This is a genomic window from Streptomyces sp. RLB3-17 (assembly GCF_007113425.2).
Lineage (GTDB): Bacteria > Actinomycetota > Actinomycetes > Streptomycetales > Streptomycetaceae > Streptomyces > Streptomyces mirabilis_D.
The window spans coordinates 8,269,447-8,284,359 of the sequence record NZ_CP041610.2 but is presented as its reverse complement, the minus strand read 5'-3'; the positions used below and the strand labels follow the sequence as shown (position 1 = coordinate 8,284,359).

At 70.6% G+C, this 14,913-nt stretch carries 16 protein-coding genes; 5 read left to right on the top strand and 11 right to left on the bottom strand.

Annotated elements, in window-relative coordinates; all coding sequences use genetic code 11:
* Nucleotides 1-62: 62 nt before the first annotated feature.
* The 3 genes from FNV62_RS37315 to FNV62_RS37305 are packed head-to-tail and all read right to left on the bottom strand — an operon-like array spanning nt 63 to nt 1,931.
* Nucleotides 63-824, bottom strand: a complete 762-nt coding sequence (locus tag FNV62_RS37315; RefSeq protein ID WP_054229932.1) for a DUF3710 domain-containing protein — start codon at nt 822-824, stop codon at nt 63-65.
* Nucleotide 825: 1 nt separating this feature from the next.
* The gene (gene dut / locus FNV62_RS37310) at nt 826-1,350 is read right to left on the bottom strand and encodes a dUTP diphosphatase (protein WP_054229931.1); all 525 of its coding nucleotides are present in this window, start codon (nt 1,348-1,350) and stop codon (nt 826-828) included.
* Nucleotides 1,347-1,931: a PaaI family thioesterase gene (locus FNV62_RS37305; RefSeq protein ID WP_060901124.1), complete on the bottom strand. Its 585-nt coding sequence runs from the start codon at nt 1,929-1,931 to the stop codon at nt 1,347-1,349. The genes dut and FNV62_RS37305 overlap by 4 nt, the downstream gene beginning before the upstream one ends.
* A gap of 58 nt (nt 1,932-1,989) precedes the next feature.
* Here FNV62_RS37305 and FNV62_RS37300 point away from each other — a divergent pair, with 58 nt between their 5' ends.
* Nucleotides 1,990-2,451: a DUF3093 domain-containing protein gene (locus FNV62_RS37300; protein WP_054229929.1), complete on the top strand. Its 462-nt coding sequence runs from the start codon at nt 1,990-1,992 to the stop codon at nt 2,449-2,451.
* Between the two features lie 193 nt (nt 2,452-2,644).
* Here the strand turns inward: FNV62_RS37300 and FNV62_RS37295 are convergent, their stop codons facing one another.
* From FNV62_RS37295 to FNV62_RS37280, 4 genes are all read right to left on the bottom strand, one after another.
* A complete protein-coding gene (locus FNV62_RS37295) occupies nt 2,645-3,616 on the bottom strand; it encodes a hypothetical protein (RefSeq protein WP_164331823.1) in 972 nt (323 codons plus the stop codon).
* A gap of 13 nt (nt 3,617-3,629) precedes the next feature.
* Nucleotides 3,630-3,926 (bottom strand): DUF4193 domain-containing protein, encoded by a 297-nt coding sequence (locus FNV62_RS37290; RefSeq protein WP_003997302.1) that lies wholly within the window; start codon nt 3,924-3,926, stop codon nt 3,630-3,632.
* Nucleotides 3,927-4,318: 392 nt separating this feature from the next.
* A complete protein-coding gene (locus tag FNV62_RS37285; protein WP_060901125.1) occupies nt 4,319-5,566 on the bottom strand; it encodes a sensor histidine kinase in 1,248 nt (415 codons plus the stop codon).
* 6 nt (nt 5,567-5,572) lie between these two features.
* Complete coding sequence (locus FNV62_RS37280; protein WP_010983842.1) at nt 5,573-6,226, bottom strand: response regulator transcription factor; 654 nt, start codon at nt 6,224-6,226, stop codon at nt 5,573-5,575.
* A gap of 416 nt (nt 6,227-6,642) precedes the next feature.
* Here FNV62_RS37280 and FNV62_RS54735 point away from each other — a divergent pair, with 416 nt between their 5' ends.
* The gene (locus FNV62_RS54735) at nt 6,643-6,816 is read left to right on the top strand and encodes a hypothetical protein (RefSeq protein WP_165854003.1); all 174 of its coding nucleotides are present in this window, start codon (nt 6,643-6,645) and stop codon (nt 6,814-6,816) included.
* 128 nt (nt 6,817-6,944) lie between these two features.
* On the opposite strand, the gene FNV62_RS37275 is transcribed toward FNV62_RS54735, so the two are convergent.
* Both FNV62_RS37275 and FNV62_RS37270 read right to left on the bottom strand, forming a co-directional pair.
* Nucleotides 6,945-7,760 (bottom strand): inositol monophosphatase family protein, encoded by an 816-nt coding sequence (locus FNV62_RS37275; protein WP_060901126.1) that lies wholly within the window; start codon nt 7,758-7,760, stop codon nt 6,945-6,947.
* 8 nt (nt 7,761-7,768) lie between these two features.
* Nucleotides 7,769-8,896 carry a ferrochelatase gene (locus FNV62_RS37270; protein ID WP_143628409.1) on the bottom strand — a complete coding sequence of 376 codons (1,128 nt, stop codon included), beginning with the start codon at nt 8,894-8,896 and terminating at the stop codon, nt 7,769-7,771.
* A gap of 188 nt (nt 8,897-9,084) precedes the next feature.
* Between FNV62_RS37270 and FNV62_RS37265 the strand changes: the two genes are divergently transcribed.
* Nucleotides 9,085-10,323: an MFS transporter gene (locus FNV62_RS37265; RefSeq protein ID WP_054229924.1), complete on the top strand. Its 1,239-nt coding sequence runs from the start codon at nt 9,085-9,087 to the stop codon at nt 10,321-10,323.
* Nucleotides 10,283-11,602, top strand: a complete 1,320-nt coding sequence (locus tag FNV62_RS37260; RefSeq protein WP_097286539.1) for a D-arabinono-1,4-lactone oxidase — start codon at nt 10,283-10,285, stop codon at nt 11,600-11,602. The genes FNV62_RS37265 and FNV62_RS37260 overlap by 41 nt, the downstream gene beginning before the upstream one ends.
* Here FNV62_RS37260 and FNV62_RS37255 read toward each other — a convergent pair.
* Nucleotides 11,526-12,302, bottom strand: coding sequence for a hypothetical protein (locus tag FNV62_RS37255; protein WP_143609393.1), 777 nt, complete (start codon nt 12,300-12,302; stop codon nt 11,526-11,528). The genes FNV62_RS37260 and FNV62_RS37255 overlap by 77 nt on opposite strands.
* A gap of 471 nt (nt 12,303-12,773) precedes the next feature.
* Between FNV62_RS37255 and sepH the strand changes: the two genes are divergently transcribed.
* Complete coding sequence (gene sepH, locus FNV62_RS37250; protein ID WP_097224578.1) at nt 12,774-13,829, top strand: septation protein SepH; 1,056 nt, start codon at nt 12,774-12,776, stop codon at nt 13,827-13,829.
* A gap of 145 nt (nt 13,830-13,974) precedes the next feature.
* Here sepH and FNV62_RS37245 read toward each other — a convergent pair whose 3' ends face one another.
* Nucleotides 13,975-14,826 carry a sulfurtransferase gene (locus FNV62_RS37245; RefSeq protein WP_143603148.1) on the bottom strand — a complete coding sequence of 284 codons (852 nt, stop codon included), beginning with the start codon at nt 14,824-14,826 and terminating at the stop codon, nt 13,975-13,977.
* Nucleotides 14,827-14,913: the final 87 nt, after the last annotated feature.

The following is a 14,913-nucleotide window of genomic DNA, read 5'->3' as shown; positions in this document are numbered from 1 at the left end:
GGGATGCGGCCCTTTGAAGCCGTGTGGCTGTTCTGCCCGCGGAGTGAACCGGCGGACAGGCTCTAGCGGACCTCGGTGATCTCCGGTCCGCGCTGCAGTTGTCCCATGCCTCCGGAGAAGCGGGAACCGCTCTGCTCCTCCTGCTGGACACCCTCGGGCACCATCTGCGCGTCGTTCGGCAGCTTCAGGACGATCGGGTCGCGCGGGGCCATCGGACCCTCACCGCGTACGACGACCGTGTCCCGGAAGATCTGCTCCAGCAGGCCCGCGGCCTGCGGCTGCACGGCGCCCTGCCCGGAGATCACTCCACGCAGGAACCAGCGGGGCCCGTCCACGCCGACGAACCGCACGACCTGGAAACCACCCGTGCCGTCCGGCAGCTGCACCGGCACCTGCGCCCGCAGCTCCCAGCCCAGCGGGCCCTCGACCTCGTCGATGACACCGCCCTGCTGGGTGATGCCGGTGGCGATCTCCTCGCGCACCTCGCCCCAGATGCCCTCACGCTTGGGGGCGGCGAAGGCCTGCAACTGGATGGCGCTGTCCTTGAGGACGACGGTGGCCGCGACGATCGCGTCGCCCGCGACCTCGACCCGCAGCTCCATGCCGTCGACTCCGGGCACGAAGAGACCACCCAGGTCCACGCGGCCCTCGGCGGGGTCCCGCACCTCCGAGTCGTCCCAGGGTCCGTCGGGCCGCGGCTCCGGCTCGAGCCTCACGCGCTCCCGCTCCGCCTCGTCCGCCTCAGTGTCGACACTGTCGACGACCTGCTCGGCCTCGCCCGCCGCGTCCTCGGCGGCACTGCCCTTCTTGCGACGTCCGAACACGTCACTGTCCTTCCCGGTCGGATACGACCGAAGCGTATCGATTCCCACCCGTTGTGCCGCCCACAGCGGCATGACCGCCAGTGGACCCGAAGCCCCCTGCGGCCCGCGCCGAGTCGGGGAGTTCCGCGACCTCCTGGAAGCGGACCTTCTCGACCTGCTGGACGACCAGTTGAGCAATCCGGTCGAAGCGCTCGAACCGCACCGACTCGCGCGGGTCGAGATTCACCACGATCACCTTGATCTCCCCACGGTACCCGGCATCAACCGTCCCCGGGGCATTCACGAGGGCGACACCGCAGCGGGCGGCCAGCCCGGAACGCGGGTGCACGAAGGCCGCGTACCCCTCGGGCAGCGCGATGGACACACCCGTAGGCAGTACGGCGCGCTCGCCCGGCTTCAGTTCACGGCTCTCGGTGGTACGCAGATCGGCTCCCGCGTCACCGGGCTGCGCGTACTCGGGAAGCGGTACGTCCGGGTCGACACGGCGGATCAGCACGGCGAGTTCTTGACGGGGCTCGCGGGTCACGGGTTCACCTCGAAGGCACGGACACGGCGGATCTGGTCCGGTTCGTTCATGGCGGCCCGGATCTCCGCCGGGCGGCCGTTGTCGATGAAGTGGTCGACCTTGACCTCGACGAAGAGGGCGTCCGCGCGAACGGCGACGGGCCCGTCCGGGCCACCGATCCGACCGGTGGCGGTCGAGTAGATCTTGCGGCCGGCCACCGCCGTGACCTCGGCCTCCAGGTACAGCACCGTGTCCACGGGGACGGGCAGAACGAAGTCGGTCTCCAGACGGCCGGTGACCGCGATGGTGCGCAGCAGCCAGTTCAGCGAGCCGAGCGTCTCGTCGAGGGCGGTGGCGAGCACTCCGCCGTGCGCGAGCCCCGGGGCGCCCTGGTGGGCGGGCCGTACCGTGAACTCCGCCGTGACGGTGACGCCCTCCCCCGCGCGGGCCTCCAGGTGCAGTCCGTGCGACTGCTCCCCGCCACACCCGAAACACTGTTCGTAGTGGGCGCCGAGGAGCTCGCCGGGGGCGGGCGCGTCGGGGTGCCGCACCGGCGCGGCGGCGTCGGCGGGAGGCTGCAGAGCTGCGGAAGTACGACTCACAGCCGCAGACCTTACCCGCGCGTCCACCAAGTCTTCGCACCGTGCCAAGCTTGGCTTCATGCAGCTCTCCGCCTCCCCGTACGAAGAACGCCTCACCGCCCCCCGCAGCTGGTGGGCGATCTGCTTCCTGATCGGGATAGCGATGGCCCTGGTCTTCCTCCCCTTCGGCACGCTGCCGCTGCTGGGCGCGCTGGTCGGCGGCACCGCGGTCTCGGCGGTCGTGGCGAGTGCGTACGGGTCGATCCGCATCCGGGTCGTCGGTGACTCCCTGATCGCGGGCGAGGCGAAGATCCCGGTCGCGGCCCTGGGCGACGCGGAGATCATGGACCAGGAGGAGGCGCGCGCCTGGCGCACCTACAAGGCGGATCCGCGCGCCTTCATGCTCCTGCGGGCGTACATCCCCACGGCCCTCCGCGTCCAGGTCACCGACCCGGCCGACCCCACGCCGTACCTGTACCTGTCGACGAGGGAGCCGGAGCGCCTGATCGCGGCACTCGATGCGGCTCGGGCCACGGCGTAGCTGCGAAGAAGAAGTCGCGCCCCGCACCACCACGGCGCGCGACGGTGCGCCTTCGTGGAGCGGTTACGCACCGGCGCACACCGCTCCACGGGCAGTGTGCCTTCGCATCCATTGCTCCCGGCCACCACGAGCCGGTGACCCCTGCCCCACCGCTCGTCTCAACCAGGCGCGGGCGGGCGGTGCCGGGCGGGGCTCAGTGCCCCAGTTCCTTGGGGATCTCCCCCAACCGCAGGGGATCCGCCGGCTTCTCCAGGGGCGGCAGCTCCGCGAGTGCGTCCCACGGCACCTGGGACTTGCGCAGGTCCTTGCGGATACGCGCCGCCAGGCGTTTGGTGTCCCGGCGGTTCATGACCGCCCCCACCGCCGCGCCCACCATGAACGGCATCAGGTTCGGCAGATCCCGGACCATGCGTTTCATGATCTGCTGGCGCAGCTCGCGCTTCATCTGGCCGCCCAACGCGGCGTTGACCGTCGACGGTTTGGTCACGTCGATCCCGCGCTCGGAGGACCAGGAGTTCAGATACCCGGTACTGCGCTGTTTGAGGTTGCCCGGCGGCCGCAGGCCGTAGACCTCGTGGAGCTCGGCGATCAGCTTCAGCTCGATCGCGGCGACGCCGGTGATCTCCGCGGCCAGCTCGGTCGGCATCGCGGGCGGCACCGGCAGCATCGCGGCGGCACCGATCCCGGCGCCCACCGTGGACGTCGCGTTGGCCGCACCCGCAACGAGCTTGTCCGCGAGCTGTTCGGGGGTGAGTCCCGGGAACTGCCTGCGGAGGGTCGCGAGGTCCCGTACGGGGACGCGCGGCGCGATCTCGATGATCCGGTCGGCGAGGTGGGCCAGGCCCGCCTTGGCCCTGCTGCCGCCCTTCTGGACGCCCTTTCTGACCCCGTCCCGAAGGCCGGCCGCACGGCGGCCGGTGGCGGGAACGGCGACGTCCGCCGGAACCGAACCGTCGGACGGTTCCGGATCGTCGGCCGGCTTCACCTCACCGGCCCGCCCGAAGGCGCCTGTCGGCGCTGTGGCGGGCGCCCGCTCGAGCGAGGCTGATCCTGGTCGGGATGAGCCCCGCTCGTCGTCACGCACGCCTTCAGAGCCGTCTGAGGACCCTTCGTCCGCTGCCCGTGAGAGGAAGCGGCGCTTCCAAGGTGGGGTCGAGCCAGTCACGGCCGACCCTGCCTCAGTCGCAGTCGCGGCAGATCGGCTGACCGTTCTTCTCGCGGGCCAGCTGGCTGCGGTGGTGCACCAGGAAGCAGCTCATGCAAGTGAACTCGTCCTGCTGCTTGGGCAGCACCCGGACGGCCAGCTCCTCGTTCGAGAGGTCGGCTCCGGGCAGCTCCAGGCCTTCTGCGGCCTCGAACTCGTCTACATCGACCGACGACGTCGACTTGTCGTTCCGGCGAGCCTTCAGTTCTTCAAGGCTGTCCGAGTCGACGTCGTCGTCGGTCTTGCGTGGGGTGTCGTAATCCGTTGCCATGTCGCTCTCCCCCTCTGGGTGTCTGCGGTGTCTCAGCGCACGTAACGCGTGAGAGGCCGGACTTGTGCCCGACCTGAGGCGGAGATTTTGCCTCACATCAAGGTCTGTTACTCAATCGACACCCAACCGGACTCCTCATGAGTGATCGGCTTGGATGGCGATGCGGACCGTACACGGTCCGAAGGGCCCACTTCAAAGGCGTCCCACCGTGTACTTCCCGTGATCTAGACCCCCGAAAACCCGGATTTTCCCGGCTTTACGGCAGCCTGCGTGACCACGGAGAGTAGATGGCCAGAAATTCGCCCTTGTGATCGATCACACACGAGTCTCCCGGATGGGCGACCAGAAAATTCCGCGCAAAGCGAACATCGCCGCGTGTCCGCGACATGTTCTCAGATCGGCAGGGTGACGCGCATCACGAGCCCACCCCCCTCGCGCGGCTCTGCCGCGATATGGCCCCCGTGTGCGCGGGCCACCGACCGGGCGATGGAAAGGCCGAGGCCCACGCCCTTGTCGCTGCCGGTGCGCTCCGTGCGCAGCCGCCGGAAAGGCTCAAAAAGGTTGTCGATCTCGTACGCGGGAACCACCGGACCCGTGTTCGTGACCACCAGTACCGCCTGGCCGTGCTGGACCTGCGTCGTGACCTCGACCCAGCCGTCCTCTGGCACGTTGTACCGCACCGCGTTCTGGACGAGGTTCAGGGCGATCCGCTCCAGCAGGACGCCGTTGCCCTGGACCACCGCCGCGGCGCGCTCCCCGCGGATCGCCACACCCTTGGCCGCGGCCTCGGCGTGCACCTGGTCGACGGCCTGTGTGGCGACCTCGGCGAGGTCCACGGGCTTGCGCTCGACGATCTGGTTGTCGCTGCGGGCGAGCAGCAACAGTCCCTCGACGAGCTGCTCGCTGCGCTCGTTGGTGGCGAGCAGCGTCTTGCCGAGCTGCTGGAGCTCCACCGGGGCTCCGGGGTCGGACAGGTGCACTTCGAGGAGCGTGCGGTTGATCGCGAGCGGGGTGCGCAGTTCGTGCGAGGCGTTGCCGACGAACCGCTGCTGGGCGGTGAAGGCCCGCTGCAGCCGCTCCAGCATGTCGTCGAAGGTGTCGGCCAGCTCCTTCAGCTCGTCGTCGGGGCCGTCCAGCTCGATCCGCCGGGAGAGGTCCGAGCCCGCCACCGCGCGTGCGGTGCGGGTGATCCGGCCGAGCGGCGACAGGACGCGACCCGCCATCGCGTAGCCGAAGGCGAAGGCGATGATCGCGAGGCCGAGCAGGGCGAGCAGGGAGCGGCTGAGCAGGTCGTCCAGGGCCGTCTGACGCTGGTGGTCGATGCAGTTGCTGATCGCGACGTTGAACTCGTCGAGTGACAGGTTGCCCGCCTGGACGGCGGGGCAGTTGTCGCTGCTCACCTTGATCGACGTACCGCTGACGATCTTGAAGAGCGGCTCGGCGCCCGTGTTCAGGGCCTGCGCCGCGAGCAGATAGATGATCGACAGCAACATGATGCCGGCGATCAGGAACATGCCGCCGTACAGCAGCGTGAGCCGTATGCGGATGGTCGGGCGCAGCCAGGGGAACGGGGGCTCCGCCCTTCGGGGGTCCCAGGTGGGCTTCGGAGGCGCCGTGGGGGGCGCGGGCGTCGTGGCCACCGCGGATCAGATCCGGTAGCCGGAGCCGGGCACCGTGACGATGACCGGGGGTTCCCCGAGCTTGCGGCGCAAGGTCATGACAGTGACGCGGACGACGTTGGTGAAGGGGTCCGTGTTCTCGTCCCAGGCCTTCTCCAGGAGCTGCTCGGCGGAGACGACGGCGCCCTCGCTGCGCAGCAGCACCTCCAGGACGGCGAACTCCTTGGGCGCGAGCTGGACCTCCTTGCCGTCGCGGAAGACCTCGCGCCGGTTGGGGTCGAGCTTGATCCCGGCGCGCTCCAGGACGGGCGGCAGCGGCACGCTCGTCCGACGCCCGAGGGCACGCACGCGTGCCGTCAGCTCGCTGAACGCGAACGGCTTGGGGAGGTAGTCGTCGGCGCCGATCTCCAGGCCCTCGACACGGTCGCTGACGTCGCCGGAGGCGGTGAGCATCAGCACGCGCGTGGGCATGCCGAGCTCGACGATCTTGCGGCAGACGTCGTCGCCGTGCACGAGCGGGAGGTCGCGGTCGAGGACGACCACGTCGTAGTCGTTGACGCCGATGCGCTCCAGGGCGGCCGCACCGTCGTACACGACGTCGACGGCCATGGCCTCCCGGCGCAGTCCGGTGGCCACCGCATCGGCGAGCAGCTGCTCGTCCTCGACGACGAGTACGCGCACGTCGCTTGTCCTTCCTCTGTCCACCCGCGTAGCGCCTCTTCGGCACACGTGGGCAGGGGGGTCTGTCATGGGTAAGGCCTCCATCCTGCCCTTTTCGGCCGTAAACCGGCTGTAAGACGGGTGACGGGCGCCCGGTACGACGGTCTCGGGGCCCGGGAATGCGAGATTTTCTCGTCGGGTTGAGGTTTCTACGGAAGGGAGCGGGGGGAGGACGGCTTTACACCCCGCGATCACGCTCTGCATGTGGCAAGCCACCTTGTGGTACGTCCAACCGCTTCCGCAGAGCGGGCGTGGGTGTCCGGCACCGTCGCCGCCCAGCCCGGGCAGCGCTGGGCACCCTCTGGAGACGTGATCGCCCCTTCCCAACGGCACACCCCCGTGCCACCGACCCACGACCCAGGACGAGGGGGCGCAGCATGGACGCATTCACCGCAGGACTTCTGCAGCGCATAAGGGCGACCGAGTCCGACCTGACGCGGGCTCGCGAAACAGGCGACGACTTCCTCGCGGAGGTCGAGCAGGCCGAGCTCGAGGACCTGCGCCGCCTTGCCGCCGAGCACGGTGTGGAGGTCGGCGCGTCGCGCGTCTGAGCAGTTCGTACAAGAGCGGGGCCCCGGCATCGATCCAGTGCCGGGGCCCCGCTCCGTTGTTGTGCGTACCGAATTCCGTAGCCGCTGTACGCACAGGGTGCCGTACGCGGCGGGAACGGTGGGTGTCCTCAGTCGTGCCAGGCGCCGAACTCCTCCAGAAGCCGCTGGAGGGGCTCGAAGACGCCCGGGGAGGCCGCGACCGCCAGATCGCCTCCGGGGCGCTCTCCGGGGCGTCCACCGGTCAGGGCGCCCGCCTCACGGGCGATCAGGTCGCCCGCCGCGAGGTCCCAGGGGTGCAGACCGCGCTCGTAGTAGCCGTCGAGGCGGCCCGCGGCGACGTCGCACAGGTCGACGGCCGCCGAACCGCTGCGCCGGATGTCGCGCAGCAGGGGGATCAGCCGGTGGGCGACCTCGGCCTGGTGGACCTTGACCTCGGTCACGTAGTTGAAGCCGGTCGAGACCAGGGCCTGGTCCAGGGGCGGCGACGGGCGGCAGGCCAGCCGGCGCTCGCCGACCCAGGCCCCGGTGGCCCGGGCGCCCCTGCCGCGCACGGCGCTGTAGGTCTCGCCGCGCATCGGTGCCGCGACGACTCCGACGACGGTCTCGCCGTTCTGTTCGGCCGCGATGGACACCGCCCAGGTCGGCAGCCCGTAGAGGTAGTTCACCGTGCCGTCGAGCGGGTCGACGACCCAGCGGATGCCGCTGGTGCCTTCGCTGGAGGCGCCCTCCTCACCGAGGAAGCCGTCGTGGGGGCGGTGCTGGGAGATCAGGTCGGTGATCAGCTTCTCGGCGGCGATGTCCATCTCGGTGACGACGTCGATCGGGCTGGACTTGGTGGCGGCGACCGTGAGGTCCGCCGGGCGGCCGTCCCGCAGCAGCTCACCGGCACGGCGGGCGGCGTCGTGGGCGAGCTGGAGCAGTTCGGTGTGCAGGGGCTCGATCAAGGGGCTCCTCAGGCGTACGGGCTGTCGGCGCCCGCGGCGGCGGGCTTGGGGGCGCGGGCCGGGCAGCAGCCCACAGGGCACAGGCCGTGGCTCGCGCCGAGCGCGCCCAGGGCGCAGGGTGTCACCTGCAGCCCGTTCTCCGTAGCGGCGCGCTCCAGGACGAGGTCGCGGATCGCCGCGGCGAAGCGGGGGTCGGCGCCCACGGTGGCCGAGCGGCGCACGGGCAGCCCCAGCTCCTCCGCCTTGGCCGTCGCCTCCGTGTCGAGGTCGTACAGCACCTCCATGTGGTCCGAGACGAACCCGATGGGGGCCATCACGACGGCCGGGGCCCCGGCCCCGTGCAGCTCCTCCAGGTGGTCGCAGATATCGGGCTCGAGCCACGGGATGTGCGGGGCTCCGGAGCGCGACTGGTACACGAGCTGCCAGGGGTGCTCGATCCCGGTCTCCTCGCGCACCGCGTCGGCGATCAGCTTCGCCACGTCCAGGTGCTGCTTGACGTAGGCGCCGCCGTCGCCGTGGTCCTCGGCCGGGCCGGAGGTGTCGGCGGCCGCGGTGGGGATGGAGTGCGTGGTGAAGGCGAGGTGCGCGCCCGCCCGTACGTCCTCGGGGAGCTCGGCGAGGGACTTCAGGACGCCCTCGATCATGGGCTCCACGAAGCCGGGGTGGTTGAAGTAGTGCCGCAGCTTGTCGATCTTCGGCAGCTCCAGGCCCTCGGCCTCGAGGGCCGCCAGGGCGCCGGCGAGGTCCTCGCGGTACTGCCGGCAGCCCGAGTACGAGGCGTACGCGCTGGTGGCGAGGACGAGGACGCCGCGGCGGCCGTCGGCGACCATCTCGCGCAGGGTGTCGGTCAGGTACGGCGCCCAGTTGCGGTTGCCCCAGTACACCGGCAGGTCCAGGCCGTGGTCCGCGAAGTCCTTGCGGAGGGCATCGAGCAGGGCACGGTTCTGGTTGTTGATCGGGCTGACCCCGCCGAACAGGAAGTAGTGCTGCCCCACTTCCTTCAGCCGTTCCTTGGGGATGCCTCTCCCCCGCGTCACGTTCTCCAGGAACGGAACCACGTCGTCCGGGCCCTCGGGGCCGCCGAACGAGAGCAGGAGCAGGGCGTCGTAGGGGGTGGCGTCGAGCACATCTGGCATGTGTCCGATCCTGCCATCCGTCGCTGACTGCCGGACAACAGCCACATGACAAGCGGAATCGGGGAGTACGCGAAGGAGTGCGTTAGGGCCACCTAACCCGTAAGCTGTATCGGCCATCTACACGCCTTACCGGAGTCCGACCGCACGCGGTGACCGTGCGGCCGGGCCGAGCCCACCGGAGACCCTTCGTGCCCAGCCCGTACCGCGCCCTGTTCGCCGCCCCCGGCTCCAAGGGCTTCTCCGCCGCGGGCTTCCTCGGCCGGATGCCCCTGTCGATGATGGGCATCGGCGTGGTGACGATGATCTCCCAGCTCACCGGGCGCTACGGGCTCGCGGGCGCGCTGTCGGCGACCATGGCGCTCGCCGCCGCGGTGATGGGCCCACAGGTCTCCCGGATGGTGGACCGGCACGGCCAGCGGCGGGTGCTGCGCCCCGTCACCCTGTTCGCGCTCGCGGCGGCCGCCGGGCTGCTGCTGGCCGCGCGCTTCGAGTGGCCGGACTGGGTGCTGTTCCTCTGCGCGGCCGGGATCGGCTGTGTCCCGAGCATCGGCGCGATGATCCGGGCCCGCTGGGCGGCCCTCTACGGAGGCACCCCGAAGTTGCACACCGCGTACTCGTTCGAGTCCGTGGTGGACGAGATCTGCTTCATCTTCGGGCCGATCCTCTCCATCGGCCTGTCCACGGTGTGGTTCCCGGAGGCCGGCCCGCTGCTCGCCGCCTGCTTCCTGGCAGTGGGCGTCTTCTGGCTGACCTCCCAGCGCGCGACCGAGCCCGTGCCGCACCCGCGCGAGCACCACACCAGCGGTTCGGCGCTGCGCGCGGCCGGACTCCAGGTCCTGGTGGCCACGTTCGTGGCGACCGGAGCGATCTTCGGGGCCGTGGACGTGGTCACCGTGGCCTTCGCGGAGGAGCAGGGCCACAAGGGCGCCGCGAGCGTGGTCCTGGCCCTCTATGCGGCGGGTTCCTGCGCGGCGGGAGCCGTGTTCGGACTGCTGCACTTCAAGGGGGCGCCCGAACGTCGGTGGCTGCTGGGCATATGCGCCATGGCCGTGAGTATGATCCCCCTGCTACTGGTCGGAAACTTGCCGTTTCTGGCCGTGGCGCTGTTCGTTGCGGGCCTGTCCATCGCTCCCACGATGATCACGACGATGTCCCTCATCGAACAGCACGTACCACGCGCGAAACTGACCGAGGGCATGACCTGGGTGAGCACCGGACTCGCGGTCGGGGTCGCGCTCGGCTCCTCCGTGGCCGGCTGGGTGATCGACGCCGCCGGTGCGAAGGCCGGGTACGGGGTTCCGGCGGTGTCCGGAGCCGTCGCGGTCGCGGTCGGATTCCTCGGGTATCGCCGGCTGAGCAGGCCGGTTCCGCAGCGGGAGGGGACCCATGAGCACCACAGTGAGCGGGAAGAGCGGCACGTGGCGTAACTGGGCGGGGAACGTCACCGCCCGTCCCGTGCGGGAGGTCGCCCCCGCTTCGGTCGAGGAGCTCTCCGCGGCCGTACGCAAGGCGGCCGACGACGGTCTGAGGGTCAAGGCCGTCGGCACCGGGCACTCCTTCACCGCCGCCGCCGCGACCGACGGCGTGTTGATCCGCCCTCAACTGTTGACCGGCATCCGCAACATCGACCGCGAGGCCGGGACCGTCACCGTTGAGGCGGGCACCCCGCTCAAGCGCCTCAATGTGGCTCTCGCGCGCGAGGGGCTGTCGCTCACGAACATGGGCGACATCATGGAGCAGACGGTCTCGGGCGCGACCAGCACCGGAACGCACGGCACGGGCCGCGACTCGGCCTCGATCGCCGCGCAGATCAAGGGACTTGAGCTGGTCACCGCGGACGGTTCGCTCCTCAGCTGCTCCGAGGAGGAGAACCCCGACGTCTTCGCGGCGGCCCGGGTGGGCATCGGCGCCCTGGGGATCGTCACCGCGATCACCTTCTCCGTAGAGCCCATTTTTCTGCTCACGGCCCGCGAGGAGCCGATGACCTTCGACAAGGTCACCGCCGACTTCGACGAACTCTTCACCGAGAACGAGCACTTCGAGTTCTACTGGTTCCCGCACACCGGCAACTGCAACACCAAGCGCAACAACCGCAGCGCCGGCCCCGAGAAGCCGATCGGGCAGATCGGCGGCTGGATCGAGGACGAGTTCCTCTCCAACGGGGTCTTCCAGGTGGCCAATCTGGTCGGCCGCGCCGCGCCCGCCACCATCCCGACGATCGCCAAGATCTCCAGCCGGGCCCTGTCCGCGCGGACCTACACCGACATTCCCTACAAGGTCTTCACCTCCCCGCGCCGGGTGCGCTTCGTGGAGATGGAGTACGCCGTTCCGCGCGAGGCGCTCGTCGAGACGCTGCGCGAGCTGAAGACGATGGTCGACCGCTCGTCCCTGCGGGTCAGCTTCCCCGTCGAGGTGCGCACGGCCCCCGCGGACGACATCGCGCTCTCCACGGCGTCCGGGCGGGAGAGCGCCTACATCGCCGTCCACATGTTCAGGGGTACGCCCTATCAGGCGTACTTCACCGCGGCCGAGCGGATCTTCACGGCGCACGAGGGCCGCCCGCACTGGGGCAAGGTGCACACCCGCGACGCGGAGTACTTCTCGAAGGTGTATCCGCGCTTCGGCGAGTTCACGGCGCTGCGGGACCGCCTTGACCCGGATCGGCGCTTTGGGAACGACTACCTGCGTCGGGTGCTGGGCTCGTAGCGGAACCGTCCGTGGGCGCCGGGGAGTCGGCCGGCGCCTGCGAAGCGGCACTGGAACTCGGCGTCGGCGTAGGGGTCGCGGCACCGCCGTCACCCTGAGTGGCGCCGGTGCCGAAGCCGTCTCCGGTGCCGGGAGTGCTGTCGGTGACCGACGGCTCCCTGGACGAGGAACCGCTCGAAGGACTCGAAGGCGCCGTACCGGGCGTCGAGTGGGAGCCGGAGCCACTGCTCTTGAGCGCGTCACCGACCGTGGTGCTCGTGCCGTCGCCGCTGAAGCTCTGCCCCGACACCAGCTCGTACGTCGTGATCCCCGCCATCGTGACGCCGAAGACGAGCGCCGCCGCGACCACCGGCCGCTTCCAGCTCTTGACCCGGGCGCGATAGACGGTGCCCTCGGTGAACGCCCCCGGTACCGGAGCCTGCTCGGGCCTCGGCTTCGCCTGGACCGTGACATCGCGGAGCTGTTCGCCGGTGCGCTTGAAGAAGTGCTGGAAGACGGTGCCCCCACAGGTGGCGATCGCGCTGACCACTCCGGCGCCCAGGATCGTCCCGTACACCCCGAAGTAGGAGGCGAATTTGGCCGCCACCACCGCGGCCACGGCGCTGCCCGCGACTTGTGGAAGGCTCAGGTCCACCCGCTTCCTCCTCGGTGCCCCTTCCTTCGCCCCCGGTTCCTCGCCGGTATCCGACTTCTCACGCATCCCCGGACCTTGCCTGCCTTTCCCGTACTTCTCGACCGCTTGCACGAGAAAGGGACGGACGGGCGAAACGTTTAGTTCCATTTCCGGCGATTACGTGAAGTACGACACGTTTCAAGGTCACTAATACGGCACAGCGGACGGCCAACTAGCACCCCTCACTAGAAGTTGGGCGGCGTGCCGATCCACGCACATGGCCCGAATGGAGTACTGTTGCGAGCCCTGGGTCCGGACTCCCGCCAGGGTGTCCGGGGCCTGACAGGACCGCCGGGAGGGGGCTCGTTGCACAGGGTGATGGAGTTCGTCACTTAGCGTTGCGAATAGGTAACCGTGCCATAACGGCGACCCCGGGCCCGTGCCCGACACGCCGGGCAACTCGGCAAGGTTGTGGCAGGCTGCACCCGGGCAGGCCACACTCGACTAGCGGAAGCAGCGACGCACGTGACGTCGGCAGGCACCACCCGGGAGGTCCCCATGCCCGAACTGCGTGTCGTGGCCGTCTCTAACGACGGCACACGGCTGGTGCTGAAGGCTGCGGACAGCACGGAGTACACGCTTCCGATTGACGAGCGTCTGCGCGCCGCTGTTCGCGGCGACCGTCCCCGCCTCGGCCAGATCGAGATCGAGGTGGAGAGCCATCTCCGCCCCCGAGACATCCAGGCACGGATACGTGCCGGCGCCTCCGCGGAGGAAGTCGCCCAGCTCGCGGGAATCCCCGTCGACCGGGTGCGTCGCTTCGAGGGCCCCGTGCTCGCCGAGCGTGCCTTCATGGCCGAGCGGGCCCGGAAGACTCCTGTCCGCCGCCCCGGTGAGAACGCCGGACCCCAGCTCGGTGAGGCCGTCCAGGAACGGCTGCTGATCCGGGGTGCCGAGAAGGACACCGTCCAGTGGGACTCGTGGCGTCGTGACGACGGCACGTGGGAAGTGCTGTTGGTCTACCGGGTCGCGGGCGAGCCGCACTCGGCGAGCTGGACGTACGACCCGCCCCGGCGGCTCGTCCAGGCCGTCGACGACGAGGCGCGCTCGCTGATCGGCGAGTCCGACGACCTCGCGGCGCCCGAGCCGAGCTTCCCCTTCGTCCCGCGTATCGCACGGCTGCCGCGCGACCGCCCGCTGGACCGCGCCCTGGACCGGCAGATGGAGCGCCCGAGCCTGCCCGGACCCTCCCCCGAGCCGATCGAGGAGAGTGTGAGCGACCGCGACTCGCTCACCAGCCTCCTGGAAGCGGTGCCCAGCTTCCGGGGCGACATGGTGGTGCCCGAGCGGCCCGCCACCGCGGAGCTCCCGGCGACGGAGGAGCCACCCACCGAGCCCGAGGCGGAGGAGCCCCCGGCCCCCGCGGCCTCGGCCGGTGCCGGGTCCGCCTACGCGGACGTGCTCATGCCCCGCTCGGTCGGCAGCCACCGCGACCGTCTCGTCGGCGCGACCGACCGCCAGGCCGAAGCCGACGGCGTCCGCCCGGGCCGCAGAGCGGCGGTCCCGAGCTGGGACGAGATCGTCTTCGGGACGCGACGAAAGAAGCAGGACTAGTCAGTTGTACGGCAAAGGGGCCCGCGCCACGTTGGAGCGGGCCCCTTTGCCGTTACTCGGGGTCGGGGCCGGCCGCGACTTGCCGTTACTCGGGGTCGGGGCCCGCCGCGACTTTCCGTTACTCGGGGCCGGCCACGAGTTGTCGTTACTGGGGGTCGGGGCCCACCGCGATCGGACGGCCGCCGTCCCGCGACCACTCCGACCAGGAACCCACGTACAGCGCGGCCGGGATGCCCGCGACGGCGAGCGCCAGTACCTCGTGGGCGGCGGACACGCCCGAGCCGCAGTAGACGCCGACCTCCGAAGTGCCGGTCACGCCGAGGGACTTGAAGCGCTCCGCGAGCTCGCTCGATGGCCGGAACTCGCCGGTCTCCGTGACGTTCTCCGTGGTCGGCGCCGAGACCGCGCCCGGGATGTGCCCGCCCACGGGGTCGATCGGCTCGACCTCGCCCCGATAGCGCTCACCGGCCCGGGCGTCGAGCAGCAGCCCCGTACGGGCGAGCGCGGCGGCCCCGTCCGCGTCCAGCAGTGGCCGGGCGCCGGCGACCGGCTCGAAGGTTCCGCGGGCGGGCTCGGGGACCTCCGAGGACACCGGCCCGCTCCAGACGGCCAGCCCGCCGTCAAGCACGCGCACCGACGGATGCCCCGTCCAGCCCAGCAGCCACCAGGCCCGCGCGGCGGCCCACCCCACACCCCCGTCGTACACGACGACATCCCGGTCCGCGGACACCCCGGCGGCCCGCATCGCCTCGCCGAAGACCTCCAGGTCGGGCAGCGGATGGCGGCCGCCCTCGCCCGGCTCCCCGGCCAGTTCGGCATCCAGGTCGACGAAGACCGCGCCGGGGATGTGCCCTGCCGCGTAGGCGGCCCGGCCGTCGAAGGGGGCGGCCCCGGCGGCCGTCGCCGTGGAGAGCTGCCAGCGGATGTCGAGCACGACCGGCGGGTTCGGTCCCACCAGGTCGCTCGCGAGTTCGGATGCGGAGATGATGGCGTTCATGGCCACCATCCTTGCGAAGGGGTGGCCCCGGCGTCCAGGTCCGGCTACTCTGCTCGGCCGGGCAGGTCCGATCACCGGGCGTACGGG

Bases quoted from the DNA above. Each gene is read 5' to 3' on its own strand.
- FNV62_RS37300 (WP_054229929.1), top strand. From the start codon at position 1,990: ATGCAGCTCTCCGCCTCCCCGTACGAAGAACGCCTCACCGCCCCCCGC.
- FNV62_RS37290 (WP_003997302.1), bottom strand. From the start codon at position 3,926: ATGGCAACGGATTACGACACCCCACGCAAGACCGACGACGACGTCGAC.
- FNV62_RS54735 (WP_165854003.1), top strand. From the start codon at position 6,643: ATGGACGCATTCACCGCAGGACTTCTGCAGCGCATAAGGGCGACCGAG.
- FNV62_RS37270 (WP_143628409.1), bottom strand. From the start codon at position 8,896: ATGCCAGATGTGCTCGACGCCACCCCCTACGACGCCCTGCTCCTGCTC.
- FNV62_RS37260 (WP_097286539.1), top strand. From the start codon at position 10,283: ATGAGCACCACAGTGAGCGGGAAGAGCGGCACGTGGCGTAACTGGGCG.
- FNV62_RS37255 (WP_143609393.1), bottom strand. From the start codon at position 12,302: ATGCGTGAGAAGTCGGATACCGGCGAGGAACCGGGGGCGAAGGAAGGG.
- sepH (WP_097224578.1), top strand. From the start codon at position 12,774: ATGCCCGAACTGCGTGTCGTGGCCGTCTCTAACGACGGCACACGGCTG.
- FNV62_RS37245 (WP_143603148.1), bottom strand. From the start codon at position 14,826: ATGAACGCCATCATCTCCGCATCCGAACTCGCGAGCGACCTGGTGGGA.